We start from the raw sequence: 14,648 nt of genomic DNA, 5'->3' as shown, positions 1-14,648 counted from the left end.
CTCCTTGCAAAACAGGAGAACGGACATGTCCGATGTCATCTTTCTTACGCTCGGCTGCGGCGCGTTCATCGTCTTCGCCGCCTATGCCCGCGCGCTCGACCGGCTGTGAGGCGACGCGATGATCGAACCTCTCTTCGGCCTTTTCGTCGCCCTCGCCCTCGGCGTCTATCTCGTGGTCACGCTGCTGCGGCCCGAACGCTTCTGAGTTTCCAGGAGAAATTCCATGACCATGATCGGGTGGCTACAGATCGCCATCTTCTTCCTCGCGGTTCTGATCACCGTCAAGCCGCTCGGCCTCTACATGGCGCGCGTCTTTTCCGGTGAGCGCACCGCACTATCGCCGGTTCTCGGGCGGCTTGAAACCGACCTCTACCGCCTTTCCGGCGTCTCACCGGGCAAGGAACAGGGCTGGCTCGCCTATACGGTCTCCATGCTGGTCTTCTCGCTTGCCGGTTTCGCCGCGCTCTATGCGATCCTGCGCCTGCAGGCCTATCTGCCGCTCAATCCGCAGGGCTTTGCCGGCATGGCGCCGGACCTTGCCTTCAACACGGCGGTATCCTTCGTCACCAACACCAACTGGCAAAACTACGGCGGCGAAACCACGCTCAGCCATTTCAGCCAGATGGCGGGTCTGACGGTGCAAAACTTCCTGTCGGCCGCAACCGGCATGGCGCTCGCCGTGGCGCTGACGCGGGCGCTGGCCCGCTCCAAGGTCTCGACCCTCGGCAACTTCTGGGTGGATATGACGCGGGCGACGCTCTACGTCCTGCTGCCGCTCGCCGTCGTCGTGGCGCTCGTCTTCGTCGCCATGGGCCTGCCGCAGACGCTCGACGCCTCCGTCACGGCAACGACGCTCGAAGGCGCGAGCCAGACGATCTCGCTCGGCCCGGTCGCCAGCCAGGAGGCGATCAAGCAGCTCGGCACCAATGGCGGCGGCTTCTTCAACGTCAACGCCGCCCATCCCTTCGAGAACCCGACCACCTTCTCCAACTATCTCAACATCTTCGCCATGCTGTCGATCTCGGCCGCGCTGGTCTACACCTTCGGCGAACTCGTCGGCAACCGCCGGCAGGGCTGGGCGATCATCAGCGCCATGGCGGTGCTGCTGATTGCGGGCGTTGCGACCGTCTACTGGGCGGAGGCGGCCGGCAACCCGATCCTCACCGCGCTCGGCGTCGATGGGTCAGCCGGCAACATGGAAGGCAAGGAAGTCCGCTTCGGCCAGGCCATGACGGCGCTCTACGCCGCCGTGACGACCGGCCTTTCCGATGGCGGCGTCAACGGCATGCACGGCTCCTTCACCGGGCTTGGCGGCCTTGCGCCGATGTTCCTGATGCAGCTCGGCGAAGTGCTGCCGGGCGGCGTCGGCTCCGGTCTCTACGGCATGCTCGTCTTCGCGCTGCTCGCCGTCTTCGTGTCCGGCCTGATGGTCGGCCGCACGCCGGAATTCCTCGGCAAGAAGATCGAGGGCCGCGAGATGAAATACGCCATGCTCGCCGTGCTGGTCCTGCCGCTCGCCATTCTCGGCTTCACCGCCGTCTCCGCCATGCTGCCCTTCGCGGTCGCCAGCATCGGCACCGCCGGCCCGCACGGCCTGTCGGAAATCCTCTATGCCTATACCTCGACGGCCGGCAACAACGGCTCGGCCTTCGGCGGGCTGACGGGCAACACCGTCTGGTACAACACGACGCTCGGCATCGCGATGCTGCTCGGCCGCTTCGCCTATGTCGTGCCCGTCATGGCGATTGCCGGCTCGCTGGCCGCCAAGGTCAAGGTGCCGCCGTCGTCGGGCACGTTCCCCACGGACGGGCCGCTCTTCGTCGGCCTGCTGATCGGCATCATCCTCATCCTGGGCGGCCTGCAATTCTTCCCCGCGCTCGCCCTCGGCCCCATCGTCGAGCACCTCGCAATGCTCGCAGGCCAGACCTTCTAAGGAAAAGAGCATGTCCAAGGACCATCACGCTCCAAGCCTCCTCGCCCCCGCCATCCTGCTGCCGGCCGTGCGCGACGCCTTCGTCAAGCTCGACCCGCGCCAGCTTGTGCGCAATCCCGTGATCTTCGTCACCGAAGCCGTCGCGGCGGTCGTCACCGTGCTCTTCCTGCGCGACCTTTCCACGGGCAGCGCGGAAGCCGGCTTCTCCGGCCAGATCGCCGCCTGGCTCTGGTTCACGGTGCTGTTCGCGACCTTCGCGGAGGCCGTCGCCGAAGGGCGCGGCCGGGCGCAGGCCGACAGCCTCAAGCGCACGAAATCCGAACTCGTCGCCCGGCGGCTCACCGCCACGGGCGCGGCCGAGACGATCCCGGCGACCACGCTTGCCGTCGGCGACATCGTGCTCGTGGCCGCCGGCGAGCTGATCCCCGGCGACGGCGAGGTGATCGAAGGCGTCGCCTCGGTCAACGAAAGCGCCATCACCGGCGAATCCGCCCCCGTGATCCGCGAATCCGGCGGCGACCGCTCGGCCGTCACCGGCGGCACGCAGGTGCTGTCCGACGAGATCAGGGTCAGGATCACCGTCGCGCCCGGCTCCTCCTTCGTCGACCGCATGATCGCGCTCATCGAGGGCGCGCAGCGCCAGAAGACGCCGAACGAGATCGCGCTTTCGATCCTGCTCTCCGGCCTCACGCTGATCTTCCTCTTCGTCTGCGTCGCCATCTGGGGCCTTGCCGGCTATTCCGGCACTGTCCTCACCGTCACAGTGCTCGCCGCCCTCCTCGTCACGCTCATCCCGACGACCATCGGCGGCCTGCTCTCGGCCATCGGCATCGCCGGCATGGACCGCCTCGTGCGCTTCAACGTCATCGCCACCTCGGGCCGCGCGGTGGAGGCGGCCGGCGACGTCGATACGCTGCTGCTCGACAAGACCGGCACGATCACCTTCGGCAACCGCATGGCCAGCGACTTCCTGCCCGCCCCTAGCGTCTTACAGGCCGAGCTTGCGGAAGCCGCACTCATCGCCAGCCTTTCCGACGAAACGCCGGAGGGCCGCTCCATCGTGGCGCTCGCCGCCGGCGAATTCGGCGTCAAGGCACCCGAAGCCCGCTTCGACGCGGTGATCGAGTTCACCGCCGAAACCCGCCTGTCGGGCGTGGACGTCGCCGGCCGCCGGCTGCGCAAGGGCGCGGTGGATGCCGTGCTGCGCTTTGCCGGCACCACCGAGAACGAAGCCTCCGACGAGTTCCGCCGCGCCGTCGAGACGATCGCCCGCAGCGGCGGCACGCCGCTCGCCGTCGCCGACGGCAACCGGCTCCTCGGCGTCATCCACCTGAAGGACGTGGTGAAGCCCGGCATCAAGGAGCGTTTCGCGGCGCTGCGCGCCATGGGCATCCGCACCATCATGGTGACGGGCGACAACCCGGTCACCGCCGCCGCCATCGCCTCGGAAGCCGGCGTCGACGATTTCCTCGCCCAGGCCACCCCGGAAGACAAGCTCGCCTATATCCGCCGCGAACAGCAGGGCGGCCGGCTCATCGCCATGTGCGGCGACGGCACCAACGACGCCCCTGCACTGGCCCAAGCCGATGTCGGCGTCGCGATGCAGACCGGCACGCAGGCGGCGCGCGAGGCGGCGAACATGGTCGACCTCGATTCCAGCCCCACCAAGCTCATCGAGATCGTCGAGATCGGCAAGCAGCTCCTCATGACGCGCGGCTCGCTCACCACCTTCTCCATCGCCAACGACGTCGCGAAATATTTCGCGATCATCCCGGCGCTGTTCGTCGCGACCTATCCGGCCCTTAACGCGCTCAACGTCATGAACCTCGCCTCGCCGCAATCGGCCATCCTGTCGGCGGTCATCTTCAACGCGCTGATCATCGTCGCGCTCATTCCGCTGGCGCTGCGCGGCGTCGCCTACCGCCCGGCGGGCGCGGCCGCGCTCCTGCGCCGCAACCTCCTCGTCTACGGCCTCGGCGGCCTGATCCTGCCCTTCGCCGGCATCAAGGCCATCGACCTTGCCGTCAGCGCTCTCCATCTGGTGTAATCATGCTGAATCATCTTCGCCCGGCCATCACCCTCGTCCTCACGCTCACAGCCCTTCTGGGGCTTGCCTATCCGCTCGCCGTGACGGGCGTCGCGCAGGCCGTCATGCCCGCCGCGGCAAACGGCTCTCTGATCGAAAGGGACGGAGCCGTCGTCGGCTCCGCCCTGATCGGCCAGTCCTTCACGACGGACCGCTACTTCTGGCCGCGCCCCTCCGCGACCGGCCCCAATGCCTATAACGCCGCCTCTTCCTCCGGCTCGAACCTCGGCACGACCTCGGCCAGGCTCAAGGAGCGCGTCGCGGCCGATGTCGAGCGGCTGAAGGCGGCGGGCTTGGCTACGCCCGTTCCCGCCGATGCCGTCACCACCTCCGGCTCCGGCCTCGACCCGCATGTCTCGCCCGCCTTTGCGCGGGCGCAGATCGCCCGGGTGGCAAAGGCCCGGGGACTTTCGGAAACGGACGTGGCAACCCTTGTCGAAAGCCGTATAGAAGGCCGGCTTTTCGGATTCATCGGCGAGCCGCGGGTGAACGTGCTACAGCTCAATCTGGCGCTCGACGCACACGGAACATGAGAGTGAGAATGACGGACAACGAGCGCGACGACAGTCGCAGGCCCGATCCCGATGCATTGCTTGCCCTGGCGGAGAAAGACCGCCGGGGCAAGTTGACCGTTTTTCTGGGCGCGGCCCCCGGCGTCGGCAAGACCTACGCCATGCTCTCGCGCGCCAGACGCCTGAAGGCGGAGGGCGTGGACGTCGTCGTCGGCCTCGTGGAGACCCACGGCCGCAGCGAGACGGCCGCCCTGCTCGAAGGGCTGGACGTGCTGCCGCGCCTCGAAGCCAGCCATCGCGGCAAGGCGCTGGAAGAGTTCGACATCGACGGCGCGCTCGCCCGCCGGCCGCGCATCGTGCTGGTGGACGAGCTTGCCCATTCCAACCCCGAAGGAAGCCGGCACCCCAAGCGCTACCAGGATATCGAGGAGCTGATCGCCGCCGGCATCGACGTGTGGACGGCGCTCAACATCCAGCATCTGGAAAGCCTCGCCGACCTCGTGGCGCAGATCACCGGCGTCACGGTGCGCGAGCGCGTGCCCGATGTCGTCCTGAAGAAAGCCGACGAGGTCGTGCTGGTCGACCTGCCGCCGACGGAGCTGATCGAGCGTCTCAAGGAAGGCAAGGTCTACCTGCCGGAAAGCGCCAGCCGCGCCGTCGACCGCTTCTTCCGCCTCGGCAACCTGACGGCGCTGCGCGAGCTTGCCCTTCGCCGCACCGCCGACCGGGTGGACGACCAGATGGTCGACTATCTCAAGCAGAACGCCATCGAAGGCCCATGGGCGACGGGCGAGCGGCTGCTCGTCTGCGTCGGGCCGGACGCGCTTTCGGAAAAGGTCCTGCGCGTGGCGAGCCGCCTTGCCTCCGGCCTCAACGCGCCCTGGCTCGTCGTCTCCATCGAGCGCGCCGACCGCGAGGTGGAAACGACCGAGCGGCTGCAGCGCATGGAAGCGCTGTTCCGCCTTGCCGAACAGCTCGGCGCGGAAACCCGGCGCGTGGTCGGCAACGACTTCGTCGAGGAAATCCTGAAGCTCGCGCGCCGCGAGCATGCGACGCAGATCGTCATCGGCGCAAAGCGCCGGCGCGGCTTGACGCGGTTTCTCTCCCCTTCCCTGCCGGATTCGCTTTCGCGCAAGGCGGCCGGCATGGGCGTCCATTTCGTGACGCCGGAAAAGGCCGAGAAGGCGCCCGCCGCGGCGCGCCCCTCCCTTCCCGCCGTCGCCTCCTACCGCCAGTCGGCACTGATCGCCGCCGGCCTCACCGCCGTCATGGCGGTCGTCGGCAAGCTGGTCTATGTCTTCGCGGAATTGCCCAATATCTCGCTGCTCTTCCTGCTGGCCGTTCTCGGCGCGGCGGTGCTGGGCGGCTACGTCTCGGCCTTCATCGCGGCGATCCTCTCGGCGCTCGCCTACAACTTCCTCTTCATCGACCCGCTGCACACCTTCACCATCACCGCGCCGCACGAGGTCTTCGCACTGTTCGTCTTCCTATCCGTGGCGATCATCGCCGGCGGCTTCGCCTCGCGCATCAAGGAGCAGGCGGAGGTCGCGCGCGTGCGCGCCACCGCCCTGCAATCGCTCTACGATTTCTCGCGCAAGCTCTCGACCACCGCGACGGCGGACGATGCGATCTGGGTGGCGGTCTCGCATCTTCAGGCAAGCCTCAAGCGCAACATCGTGCTGCTGCTGCCGGACAGGGCCGACCTGCGCGTCGCCGCCGTCTGGCCGCCGGACACCGAACTCGACGTCACCGACTTCACGGCGGCGCGCTGGACGCGCGACAAGCAGGAAACCGCCGGCTCCGGCACCGGCACGCTGCCCAACAGCCGCTTCGAGTTCCGCCCGCTGATGGGTCCGCACGGACTGGTCGGCGTCTGCGGCATCCAGCAGACCGAGGAGCGGCTGGACATCAACGCCGAACGCGCCCTCTCGGCGATCCTCGACCAGACTGCCATCGCCATCGACCGCGCCCGGCTTTCGGAGGAGAGCGTGGAACAGGCGGCCAAGCTCGAGGGCGAGCGCTACCGCGAGGCGCTGCTTTCCTCCATCTCGCACGACCTGCGCACCCCGCTTGCGACGATCATGGGTGCCGTCACCAGCCTGCGCCAGCTCGGCGACCGCATGACCTCGGAAAGTCGCGACGACCTGCTCCAGTCCATCGAGGAGGAGGGCAGCCGCATGAGCCGCTTCGTTTCCAACCTTCTCGACATGACGCGCATCGAATCCGGCACGCTGAAGCCGAAGGGCGACTGGCTCGACGTCTCCGACGTGGTGCAGGCCGCCGTCGAGCGCGCCCGCAAATATTTCCCCGGCAAGGTCATCGAGACCGGCATTGCACCCGACCTGCCGCTCGTCGAGGGCGATAGCGTGCTGCTCGGGCAGGTGCTCTTCAACCTGCTCGACAATGCGGTGAAATATGGCGGGGACGAGCCGGTCAACGTCTATGCCCGCAAGGACGGCGGCGACGTGCTGATCTCCGTCACCGATCTGGGCAAGGGCATTCCGCCTTCGGAGATCGACCGTGTCTTCGAGAAGTTCTACCGCCGCGGCAAGCCAGACGGCCGCGCACCCGGCACGGGCCTCGGCCTTTCCATCGCCCGCGGCTTCGTCGAGGCGATGGGCGGCAGAATCCATGCGGAAAGCCCCGCCGTGAAGAAGCGGGGCACGCGCATCGTCATCCGCTTCCCGGCCAGCGAGAAAAAGGCGGGCGGGGCGAAATGACGAGCGAACGCATCCTCGTCGTCGACGACGAGCCGCAGATCCAGCGTTTCCTGAAGCCCGCCCTCAAGGCGGCCGGCTACGACGTCGTCGAGGCCGCAACCGGCGGCGAGGCGCTGAAGGCGGTGGCGACGGCCGCGCCCGATCTCGTCATCCTCGACCTCGGCCTGCCGGACATGGACGGCAAGGAGGTCGTGGCCAGCCTGCGCGGCTGGACGACCATTCCGATCATCATCCTCTCGGCGCGCGAGCGCGAGAGCGAGAAGATCGCCGCCCTCGATCTCGGCGCGGACGACTATATCGAAAAGCCCTTCGGCATCGGCGAGTTGACGGCGCGCATCCGCACGGCGCTGCGTCACCGCGAGCGCGCCGCCGCGCCGCCGGCGACGCTTTCCACCGACGGCCTCATCATCGATACCGTGCGCCGGCTGGTGCTGCGCGAGGAAGAGCCGGTCCGGTTGACGCCGAAGGAATACGACCTCCTCACGCTGCTGGCCCGCCATGCCGGCCGCGTCGTCACCCACAAGACGCTGCTCACCTCCGTCTGGGGACCGGCGCATGGCGAGGACCTGCATTACCTGCGCGTCTTCATCGGCCAGCTTCGCCAGAAGATCGAGCGCGATCCGACACACCCGACGATCGTCCGGACAGAGCCGGGCGTCGGCTACCGGCTGGTGGTCGATCAGGAGGCCTAGGCGGCCGGCTGCGCATTTTTTTGCACAACCGTACCGGATTCGCCGAATCAGACCTTCCCTGCGCCCCCTTCAGACCCTACTTGAAAGATCACTCGCGCAACCCGCGAGCTTCCCCGCGTCATTGGGAGCCAACCGTGACGCTTGCTGCCCCGCTTCGTGCGGGGCTTCTTTTTTCCCGCAACACTCACGCCAGCCGGCGGCGATGGACCTGCCAGGCCGCAAACGCGCTCATGGCCGCCAACGCAAACCATGTCAGCGCATAGACGAGATGGCTGTTGCGGAAGGAAACGACCGTCAGGCCGCCGATGGGAAGACCGCCCGGATTGGGCGTCGCATCCGCATCGATGAAATAGGGCGCGACATCCTCCAGCCCTTTGGCGGCGGCAATCGCCGTGACGTCGCGGGAGAACCAGCGATCTTTCGCCGGATCGTTGGAGCGCAGGAACGCGCCGCCCGGCTCGCTCATACGCAGAAGGCCGGTGACCGCGACGGGGCCGGCTGCAAGCTCGCTCGCCACGCGCGCGTCGGGCGAACTGCGCTCGGCGGGCACGAAGCCGCGATTGACGAGCAGGGTGGAGCCATCAGCAAGGGCAAGCGGCGTCAGCACCCAGAAGCCGGCGCCGCGCTCCGTCACGGCCTGGACCAGCGCCGTCCTGTCATGCCGGAAAAGGCCGGTCGCGGTGACGCGGCGGTATTCGTCCTTCTGACGGGTGACGTCCGGCCATTCCGCCCGCACCGGCGCGGCCACGGGCGCGGCGTGGATGCGGCTTTCGACGCGCTCGATCAGGTCGAGCTTCCAGAAGAGCCGCTGCACCTGCCAGACGCCGAGCGCGAGGGAGACGGCGGCGAGGCAGGCGAGGAGGCCGGTGAGCAAGTGTCGGGCGCGAGGGGACGGCTCGGGCATCGGCTCGCACACCCGCATCAAGGCATGTTCTTCATCATCTCGTGGGTCATCGGCATCATGTTCGCATTGAGGTGATGCATGACCCAGAGGGAGCCGGCGATGGCGATGCCGACGATGATGAGCGTGAAGATCAGCGCCATCATCGTCCAGCCGCCTTCCGAACGCGGGTTCATGTGCAGGAAATAGACCATGTGAACGACGATCTGCACGACGCCGATGCCCATGACGATGACCGCCGTCAGCAATTTGCTGTCGAGCACGCCCGCCATGACCAGCCAGAAGGGAATGGCCGTCAGGATGACCGACAGGACGAAGCCGGTCATGTAGCCCCGGAAGGAGCCGTGGCCGGCCTCGTGGCCATGGCTGTGCGAGTGATGGGCGTCAGAAGCGCTTTCGTGGCTCATCCGAGAACTCCCAGGAGGTAGACGAAGGAGAAGACGCCGATCCAGATAACATCGAGGAAATGCCAGAACATGGAAAGGCAGGTCAGCCGGCGGCGATTTTCATGAGTGAGGCCGTGCTTTCTCACCTGCACCATCAGCGTGACCAGCCAGAGGATGCCGAAGGTGACGTGCAGGCCGTGCGTGCCGACAAGCGTGAAGAAGGACGACAGGAAGGCCGAGCGCGTCGGGCCTGCGCCCTCGGCGATCAGATGATGGAACTCGTAAAGCTCCAGCGCCAGGAAGGCCGCGCCGAAGACGCCGGTGATGCCGAGCCAGACCAGCGTCTCCATCTTCGCATTGCGCTCCATCTGGAGCATGGCGAAGCCATAGGTGATGGAGGACAGGAGCAGCATCGCCGTATTGATGGCGACGAGGTTGAGGTCGAAGAGGTCCGCCGGCGAGGGACCGGCCGCATAGCTGCGGCCGAGCACGCCATGGGTCGCGAAGAGCACGGCGAAGATCAGGCAGTCGCTCATCAGGTAGAGCCAGAACCCCAGCGTGGTGCTGTTTTCCGGGTGATACTCTTGCGTCAGGTAGAAGACCGGCTTTTCGTCCGGGTTGTGGACTTGGGTCGCGCTCATGGCTCAGGTCCGTTCTGCAAGCAGTTTGGTGCGCGCCTCTTCCGTCGCCGTCACCGTTTCGGCGGGGATGAAGAAGTCGCGGTCGTAGTTGAAAGTATGGGCGATCGACACCGCGAGGATCGCGATGAAGGAAACGGCCGCCAGCCACCAGATGTACCAGATCAGCGCGAAGGCGAGCACGACGGAGAGGCCGGCGAGGATAACGCCCGTCCCCGTGTTCTTCGGCATATGGATCGGCTTGAAGCCTTCCAGCGGGCGTACATAGCCGCGGTTCTTCATGTCGTACCAGCTATCGTGATCGTGGACGACGGGCGTGAAGGCGAAGTTGTAGTCCGGCGGCGGCGAGGAGGTCGACCATTCGAGCGTGCGGCCGTCCCACGGATCGCCGCTGTCGCAGCGAAGCTGGTCGCGCCTCAGATAGCTGACGACGAGCTGGACGATGAAGGAGCCGATGCCGAGCGCGATCAGGAAGGCGCCGAAGGCGGCGATGATAAACCATATCTGCAGCGAGGGGTCCTCGAACTGGCTGACGCGGCGGGTGACGCCCATCAGGCCGAGCACGTAGAGCGGCATGAAGGCGAAGAAGAAGCCGATCTGCCAGAACCAGAAGCTCATCTTGCCCCAGAAGGGATCGAGCTTGTAGCCGAAGGCCTTGGGGAACCAGTAGACGACGCCCGCCATCAGCCCGAACAGCACGCCGCCGATGATGACATTGTGGAAGTGGGCGATGAGGAAGAGCGAGTTGTGCAGCACGAAGTCGGCCGGCGGGATCGCCAGCATGACGCCCGTCATGCCGCCGATGACGAAGGTCACCATGAAGCCGACCGTCCACAGCATCGGCACCTCGTAGCGGATGCGGCCGCGATACATGGTGAAGAGCCAGTTGAACATCTTCGCCCCCGTCGGGATCGAGATGATCATGGTCGTAATGCCGAAGAAGGCGTTGACCGAGGCGCCCGAGCCCATCGTGAAGAAGTGGTGCAGCCAGACGATGTAGGAGAGGATCATGATCACGCAGGTCGCGTAGACCATCGACGTATAGCCGAAGAGGCGCTTGCCGCAGAAGGTCGCCACCACCTCGGAGAAGATGCCGAAGGCCGGCAGCACGAGGATGTAGACCTCCGGATGGCCCCAGATCCAGATGAGGTTGATATACATCATCGGATTGCCGCCGAGATCGTTCGTGAAGAAATGCGTGCCGACATAGCGGTCGAGCGAGAGCAGCGCGAGCGTGGCGGTGAGGATCGGGAAGGTCGCGACGATCAGGATGTTGGTGCAGAGCGAGGTCCAGGTGAAGACCGGCATCTTCATGAAGGTCATGCCCGGTGCGCGCATCTTCACGATGGTCGCGATGAGGTTGATGCCCGAGAGCGTGGTCCCCACGCCCGCCACCTGCAGGCCCCATATGTAATAATCGACGCCGACGCCGGGGCTGTAATCCGCGCCGGAAAGCGGCGGATAGGCGAGCCAGCCGGTGCGCGCGAATTCCCCCACGAACAGCGACATCATGATGATCACCGCGCCCGCCGTCGTCATCCAGAAGGAGAAGTTGTTGAGGAAGGGGAAGGACACGTCGCGCGCGCCGATCTGCAACGGCACGACATAGTTCATGAAGCCGGTGACGAAGGGCATCGCCACGAAGAAGATCATGATCACGCCATGGGCGGTGAAGATCTGGTCGTAGTGGTGCGGGTTGAGATAGCCCTCGCTGCCGTTGAAGGCGATGGCCTGCTGGATGCGCATCATGATGGCGTCGGCGAAACCGCGCAGCAGCATCACGATGGCGAGCACGATGTACATGATGCCGATCTTCTTGTGATCGACCGAGGTGAACCACTCGTGCCAGAGATAGCCCCAGAGCCGGAACTTCGTGATCAGCGCAAGAAGCGCGAGGCCGCCGACCGCCACGGCCGCGAAAGTCGCGACGAGGATCGGCTCGTGATAGGGGATCGCTTCCAGCGTGAGCCGCCCGAAGAGGAAGTGCGTGAAGCTGATGTCACCGAACATGGGATCGTCCAATAGCGTGTCGAATGCGTCCCCGCCGCTTAAGGCGGAGGCGATGGGAATCTAGTGCGACTGGTGCGCGTCGTGGTCCGTGGCGGCCGGCTCCTCCTGCCGGGTCTCCACGCCCTCGGCCGGCTCTTCGCTGCGCGCGGGATTGCCGGTTTCGGGGAAGGTGGCGCCGGGCGCCGCTTCGGCGGCATGGCGGTTGTCGTGCCGCAGCCGCTCCCGGTTCTCGTGGCTGTCTGTGCCCGCGCCGCCCGTCATGTCGATATGCATCATTTCCCGCATGCACATCTGTCCCTCGCGCACGCACATGTTGAGGATGGCCTGGTAGAGGCCCTCGTCGACGGAGGAGAAGTAGCGCACCGGCTCCCGGGCGCTCGGCCGCTCGAGCTTCAGATAGGCGTCGCGGTTGAGCGCCGTGCCGGTCTGCCGCACCCGGGCGACCCAGGCGTCGAAACCGGCCTGGTCGACCCCGTGGAACTTGAAGCGCATATGGGAGAAGCCGTCGCCGCTATAGTTGGACGACAGGCCCTCGTATTCGCCGGCCTTGTTGATGACGGCGTGCAGCTTCGTCTCCATGCCGGGCATGGTGTAGATCATGCCGGCGAGCGCGGGAACGTAGAAGGCGTTCATCACCGAGGAGGCGGTGAGCTTGAAGTTGATCGGTACGTCGACGGGCGCGGCCATCTCGTTGACGGTGGCGATGCCGTAATCCGGGTAGAAGAACAGCCATTTCCAGTCGAGCGCCACCACCTCGACGGTGAGCGGCTTCGTCTCGGCGGCCACCGGGCGCGCCGCGTCGATCCGGTCGAGTGGACGGTAGGGGTCGAGCTTGTGGGTGCTGACCCAGGTGATCGCCCCGAGCGCGATGATGATGGCGAGCGGCGCCGACCAGATGATGACCTCGAGGCCGGTGGAATGGTGCCATTCGGGATCGTATGTGGCGGCCGTGTTCGACTGGCGATAGCGCCAGGCGAAGAACAGCGTCAGGACGATCACCGGCACGATGATGACCAGCATCAGGATCGTCGAGACAACGATCAGGTCTCGTTGCTGCGCCGCGATGTCGCCCGAGGGCGACATGACCACCATGTTGCAGCCCGAAAGGGCGCCGAGCATCGGGGCGAGAAGGAGGGAGCGTCGGGCTAAACTGAATTGCTTCGGCATTTCGGCCTCAACTTGCGTTCTGTCTAGTCGGCAATAATCGGGCACGATGGCGCTTGAAAATGAGGTCCATCGTCGCAGCGCAGCATTCTGTCGCAGGAGGGTAGTCAATCGGGGGCTATCTGTCGATGCGCGTTTGTACTAGCGCAATAGAAATGCATGTTGTCAATTTCAGCGTTCCCGGCAGCGGGGCCTACTTGTCCTTGCCATCGGGCGCGGATTGATCAACAGTCCAGTGACATGACGCAAATCCGCGCGGAGGAGTTCATGAGTTCGGCTGCCCAACACCCCACATCGTCCGGTCTGGAGCGCGATGCCCGCCGCATGCATGCCGACGACAGGCCGCTCTCGCCCGGCAGCGTCGCTATCGGCGTCGTCATCGGCCGCACCTCGGAATTCTTCGACTTCTTCGTCTACGGCATCGGCTCCATCCTGGTCTTCCCCAAGCTGATCTTCCCCTTCGCGGGAAGCGCGGTGGCCGCCACGCTGATGTCCTTCGCGCTGTTTCCGCTGGCCTTTCTCGCCCGCCCGGTCGGCTCCTTCGTCTTCATGTGGGTCGACCGCAACTATGGCCGCGGCGTCAAGCTGACGGCGGCGCTGGTCATTCTCGGCGGCTCGACGGCGTCCATCGCCTTCCTGCCGGGCTATGAGGCGATCGGCTACTGGGCGGTGGCGCTGCTGGCGCTCTTCCGGCTCGGCCAGGGCTTCGCCCTCGGCGGGGCGTGGGACGGGCTGGCCTCGCTGCTCAGCCTCAGCGCGCCGCCGAACCATCGCGGCTGGTACGCCATGATCCCGCAGCTCGGCGCGCCCATCGGCTTTGCGCTGGCAAGCGTGCTCTTCGGCTATTTCGTCAGCCATCTTTCCGAGGCGGACTTCCTCGCCTGGGGCTGGCGCTATCCCTTCTTCGTCGCCTTCGCGATCAACGTCGTGGCACTCTTCGCACGCCTGCGCATCGTCGCCAGCAAGGAGTTCGGCGCGGCCATGGAAGCGCGGGAACTGGAAGCCCGGCCGATCTTCGAGATGCTGAGCAAGCATGCCATGGACGTTGTGCTCGGCGCCTTTGTGCCGCTGGCAAGCTTCGCCCTGTTCCACCTCGTCACCATCTTCCCGCTGAGCTGGGTCGTGCTGCACGGCAGCCAGCCGGTGCAGCAGTTCCTCTGGATGCAGGTTGCCGGCGCGGCGCTCGGAGCCGTCGGCATCGTGCTGTCCGGCTTCATCGCCGACCGCATCGGCCGTCGCTCGGAGCTGATGTTCGGCGCGATCCTGATCGCCGTCTTCTCCTTCTCCGCGCCCTTCCTGCTCGATGCCGGCAGCCGGGGGCAGGACGCCTATATCCTGATCGGCTTCTTCATTCTCGGCCTCACCTTCGGCCAGTCTTCGGGCGCCGTCTCCTCGCGCTTCACGCAGTATTACCGCTATACCGGCGCGGCGCTGACCTCGGACCTCGCCTGGCTCGTCGGCGCGGCCTTCGCCCCGCTCGTGGCGCTCGGCCTTGCCTCCAGTTTCGGCATCATCTTCATCGGCGGCTACCTGATCTCCGGCGCGATCTGCACCCTCGCCGCCCTGACGCTGACCCGGGCGCTCGACCAGCAGTAAAACGAAAACG

At 66.1% G+C, this 14,648-nt stretch carries 12 protein-coding genes; 7 read left to right on the top strand and 5 right to left on the bottom strand.

The genetic code is table 11. The features are described from left to right. Positions 1-118: 118 nt before the first annotated feature. From kdpF to K8M09_RS19895, 6 genes are read left to right on the top strand one after another with little or no spacing between them, the layout of a single operon-like run. A complete protein-coding gene (gene kdpF, locus K8M09_RS23785) occupies positions 119-205 on the top strand; it encodes a K(+)-transporting ATPase subunit F (RefSeq protein ID WP_160785919.1) in 87 nt (28 codons plus the stop codon). Between the two features lie 18 nt (positions 206-223). Then, positions 224-1,933 (top strand): potassium-transporting ATPase subunit KdpA, encoded by a 1,710-nt coding sequence (kdpA, locus tag K8M09_RS19915; protein ID WP_160785815.1) that lies wholly within the window; start codon positions 224-226, stop codon positions 1,931-1,933. A gap of 10 nt (positions 1,934-1,943) precedes the next feature. Next, complete coding sequence (gene kdpB, locus K8M09_RS19910; RefSeq protein ID WP_160785816.1) at positions 1,944-3,980, top strand: potassium-transporting ATPase subunit KdpB; 2,037 nt, start codon at positions 1,944-1,946, stop codon at positions 3,978-3,980. Between the two features lie 2 nt (positions 3,981-3,982). Then, positions 3,983-4,552, top strand: a complete 570-nt coding sequence (gene kdpC / locus K8M09_RS19905) for a potassium-transporting ATPase subunit KdpC (RefSeq protein WP_160785817.1) — start codon at positions 3,983-3,985, stop codon at positions 4,550-4,552. Positions 4,553-4,560: 8 nt separating this feature from the next. After that, complete coding sequence (locus K8M09_RS19900; RefSeq protein WP_160785818.1) at positions 4,561-7,251, top strand: sensor histidine kinase; 2,691 nt, start codon at positions 4,561-4,563, stop codon at positions 7,249-7,251. Then, positions 7,248-7,943: a response regulator gene (locus K8M09_RS19895; protein ID WP_160785819.1), complete on the top strand. Its 696-nt coding sequence runs from the start codon at positions 7,248-7,250 to the stop codon at positions 7,941-7,943. Before K8M09_RS19900 ends, K8M09_RS19895 begins: the two co-directional genes overlap by 4 nt. A gap of 184 nt (positions 7,944-8,127) precedes the next feature. Here K8M09_RS19895 and K8M09_RS19890 read toward each other — a convergent pair whose 3' ends face one another. From K8M09_RS19890 to cyoA, 5 genes are read right to left on the bottom strand one after another with little or no spacing between them, the layout of a single operon-like run. Further along, on the bottom strand, positions 8,128-8,847 hold the full coding sequence (locus tag K8M09_RS19890) for an SURF1 family protein (protein WP_380734751.1): 720 nt from the start codon (positions 8,845-8,847) through the stop codon (positions 8,128-8,130). 17 nt (positions 8,848-8,864) lie between these two features. Then, on the bottom strand, positions 8,865-9,251 hold the full coding sequence (gene cyoD, locus K8M09_RS19885; RefSeq protein ID WP_160785820.1) for a cytochrome o ubiquinol oxidase subunit IV: 387 nt from the start codon (positions 9,249-9,251) through the stop codon (positions 8,865-8,867). Further along, complete coding sequence (gene cyoC / locus K8M09_RS19880) at positions 9,248-9,871, bottom strand: cytochrome o ubiquinol oxidase subunit III (RefSeq protein ID WP_160785821.1); 624 nt, start codon at positions 9,869-9,871, stop codon at positions 9,248-9,250. The genes cyoD and cyoC overlap by 4 nt, the downstream gene beginning before the upstream one ends. A 3-nt stretch (positions 9,872-9,874) precedes the next feature. Continuing rightward, entirely contained in the window at positions 9,875-11,878 is a 2,004-nt protein-coding gene (gene cyoB / locus K8M09_RS19875) for a cytochrome o ubiquinol oxidase subunit I (RefSeq protein WP_160785822.1), read from the bottom strand. Positions 11,879-11,938: 60 nt separating this feature from the next. Next, positions 11,939-12,997 carry a ubiquinol oxidase subunit II gene (cyoA, locus tag K8M09_RS19870; RefSeq protein WP_380734753.1) on the bottom strand — a complete coding sequence of 353 codons (1,059 nt, stop codon included), beginning with the start codon at positions 12,995-12,997 and terminating at the stop codon, positions 11,939-11,941. A gap of 312 nt (positions 12,998-13,309) precedes the next feature. Between cyoA and K8M09_RS19865 the strand changes: the two genes are divergently transcribed. After that, a complete protein-coding gene (locus tag K8M09_RS19865) occupies positions 13,310-14,638 on the top strand; it encodes an MFS transporter (protein WP_160785824.1) in 1,329 nt (442 codons plus the stop codon). Positions 14,639-14,648 lie beyond the last annotated feature (10 nt).

It is taken from the genome of Shinella zoogloeoides, from assembly GCF_020883495.1.
GTDB classification, from domain to species: Bacteria; Pseudomonadota; Alphaproteobacteria; order Rhizobiales; family Rhizobiaceae; genus Shinella; species Shinella zoogloeoides.
The sequence above is the reverse complement of the archived record's forward strand: the minus strand, read 5'-3'. Positions and strand labels throughout refer to the sequence as shown.

Excerpts from the sequence above, each read along its gene's own strand:
- kdpB (WP_160785816.1), top strand. The coding sequence starts at position 1,944 with ATGTCCAAGGACCATCACGCTCCAAGCCTCCTCGCCCCCGCCATCCTG.
- K8M09_RS19890 (WP_380734751.1), bottom strand. The coding sequence starts at position 8,847 with ATGCCCGAGCCGTCCCCTCGCGCCCGACACTTGCTCACCGGCCTCCTC.
- kdpC (WP_160785817.1), top strand. The coding sequence starts at position 3,983 with ATGCTGAATCATCTTCGCCCGGCCATCACCCTCGTCCTCACGCTCACA.
- cyoC (WP_160785821.1), bottom strand. The coding sequence starts at position 9,871 with ATGAGCGCGACCCAAGTCCACAACCCGGACGAAAAGCCGGTCTTCTAC.
- K8M09_RS19865 (WP_160785824.1), top strand. The coding sequence starts at position 13,310 with ATGAGTTCGGCTGCCCAACACCCCACATCGTCCGGTCTGGAGCGCGAT.
- cyoA (WP_380734753.1), bottom strand. The coding sequence starts at position 12,997 with ATGCTCGGCGCCCTTTCGGGCTGCAACATGGTGGTCATGTCGCCCTCG.
- cyoD (WP_160785820.1), bottom strand. The coding sequence starts at position 9,251 with ATGAGCCACGAAAGCGCTTCTGACGCCCATCACTCGCACAGCCATGGC.
- kdpA (WP_160785815.1), top strand. The coding sequence starts at position 224 with ATGACCATGATCGGGTGGCTACAGATCGCCATCTTCTTCCTCGCGGTT.
- cyoB (WP_160785822.1), bottom strand. The coding sequence starts at position 11,878 with ATGTTCGGTGACATCAGCTTCACGCACTTCCTCTTCGGGCGGCTCACG.
- kdpF (WP_160785919.1), top strand. The coding sequence starts at position 119 with ATGATCGAACCTCTCTTCGGCCTTTTCGTCGCCCTCGCCCTCGGCGTC.
- K8M09_RS19895 (WP_160785819.1), top strand. The coding sequence starts at position 7,248 with ATGACGAGCGAACGCATCCTCGTCGTCGACGACGAGCCGCAGATCCAG.
- K8M09_RS19900 (WP_160785818.1), top strand. The coding sequence starts at position 4,561 with ATGACGGACAACGAGCGCGACGACAGTCGCAGGCCCGATCCCGATGCA.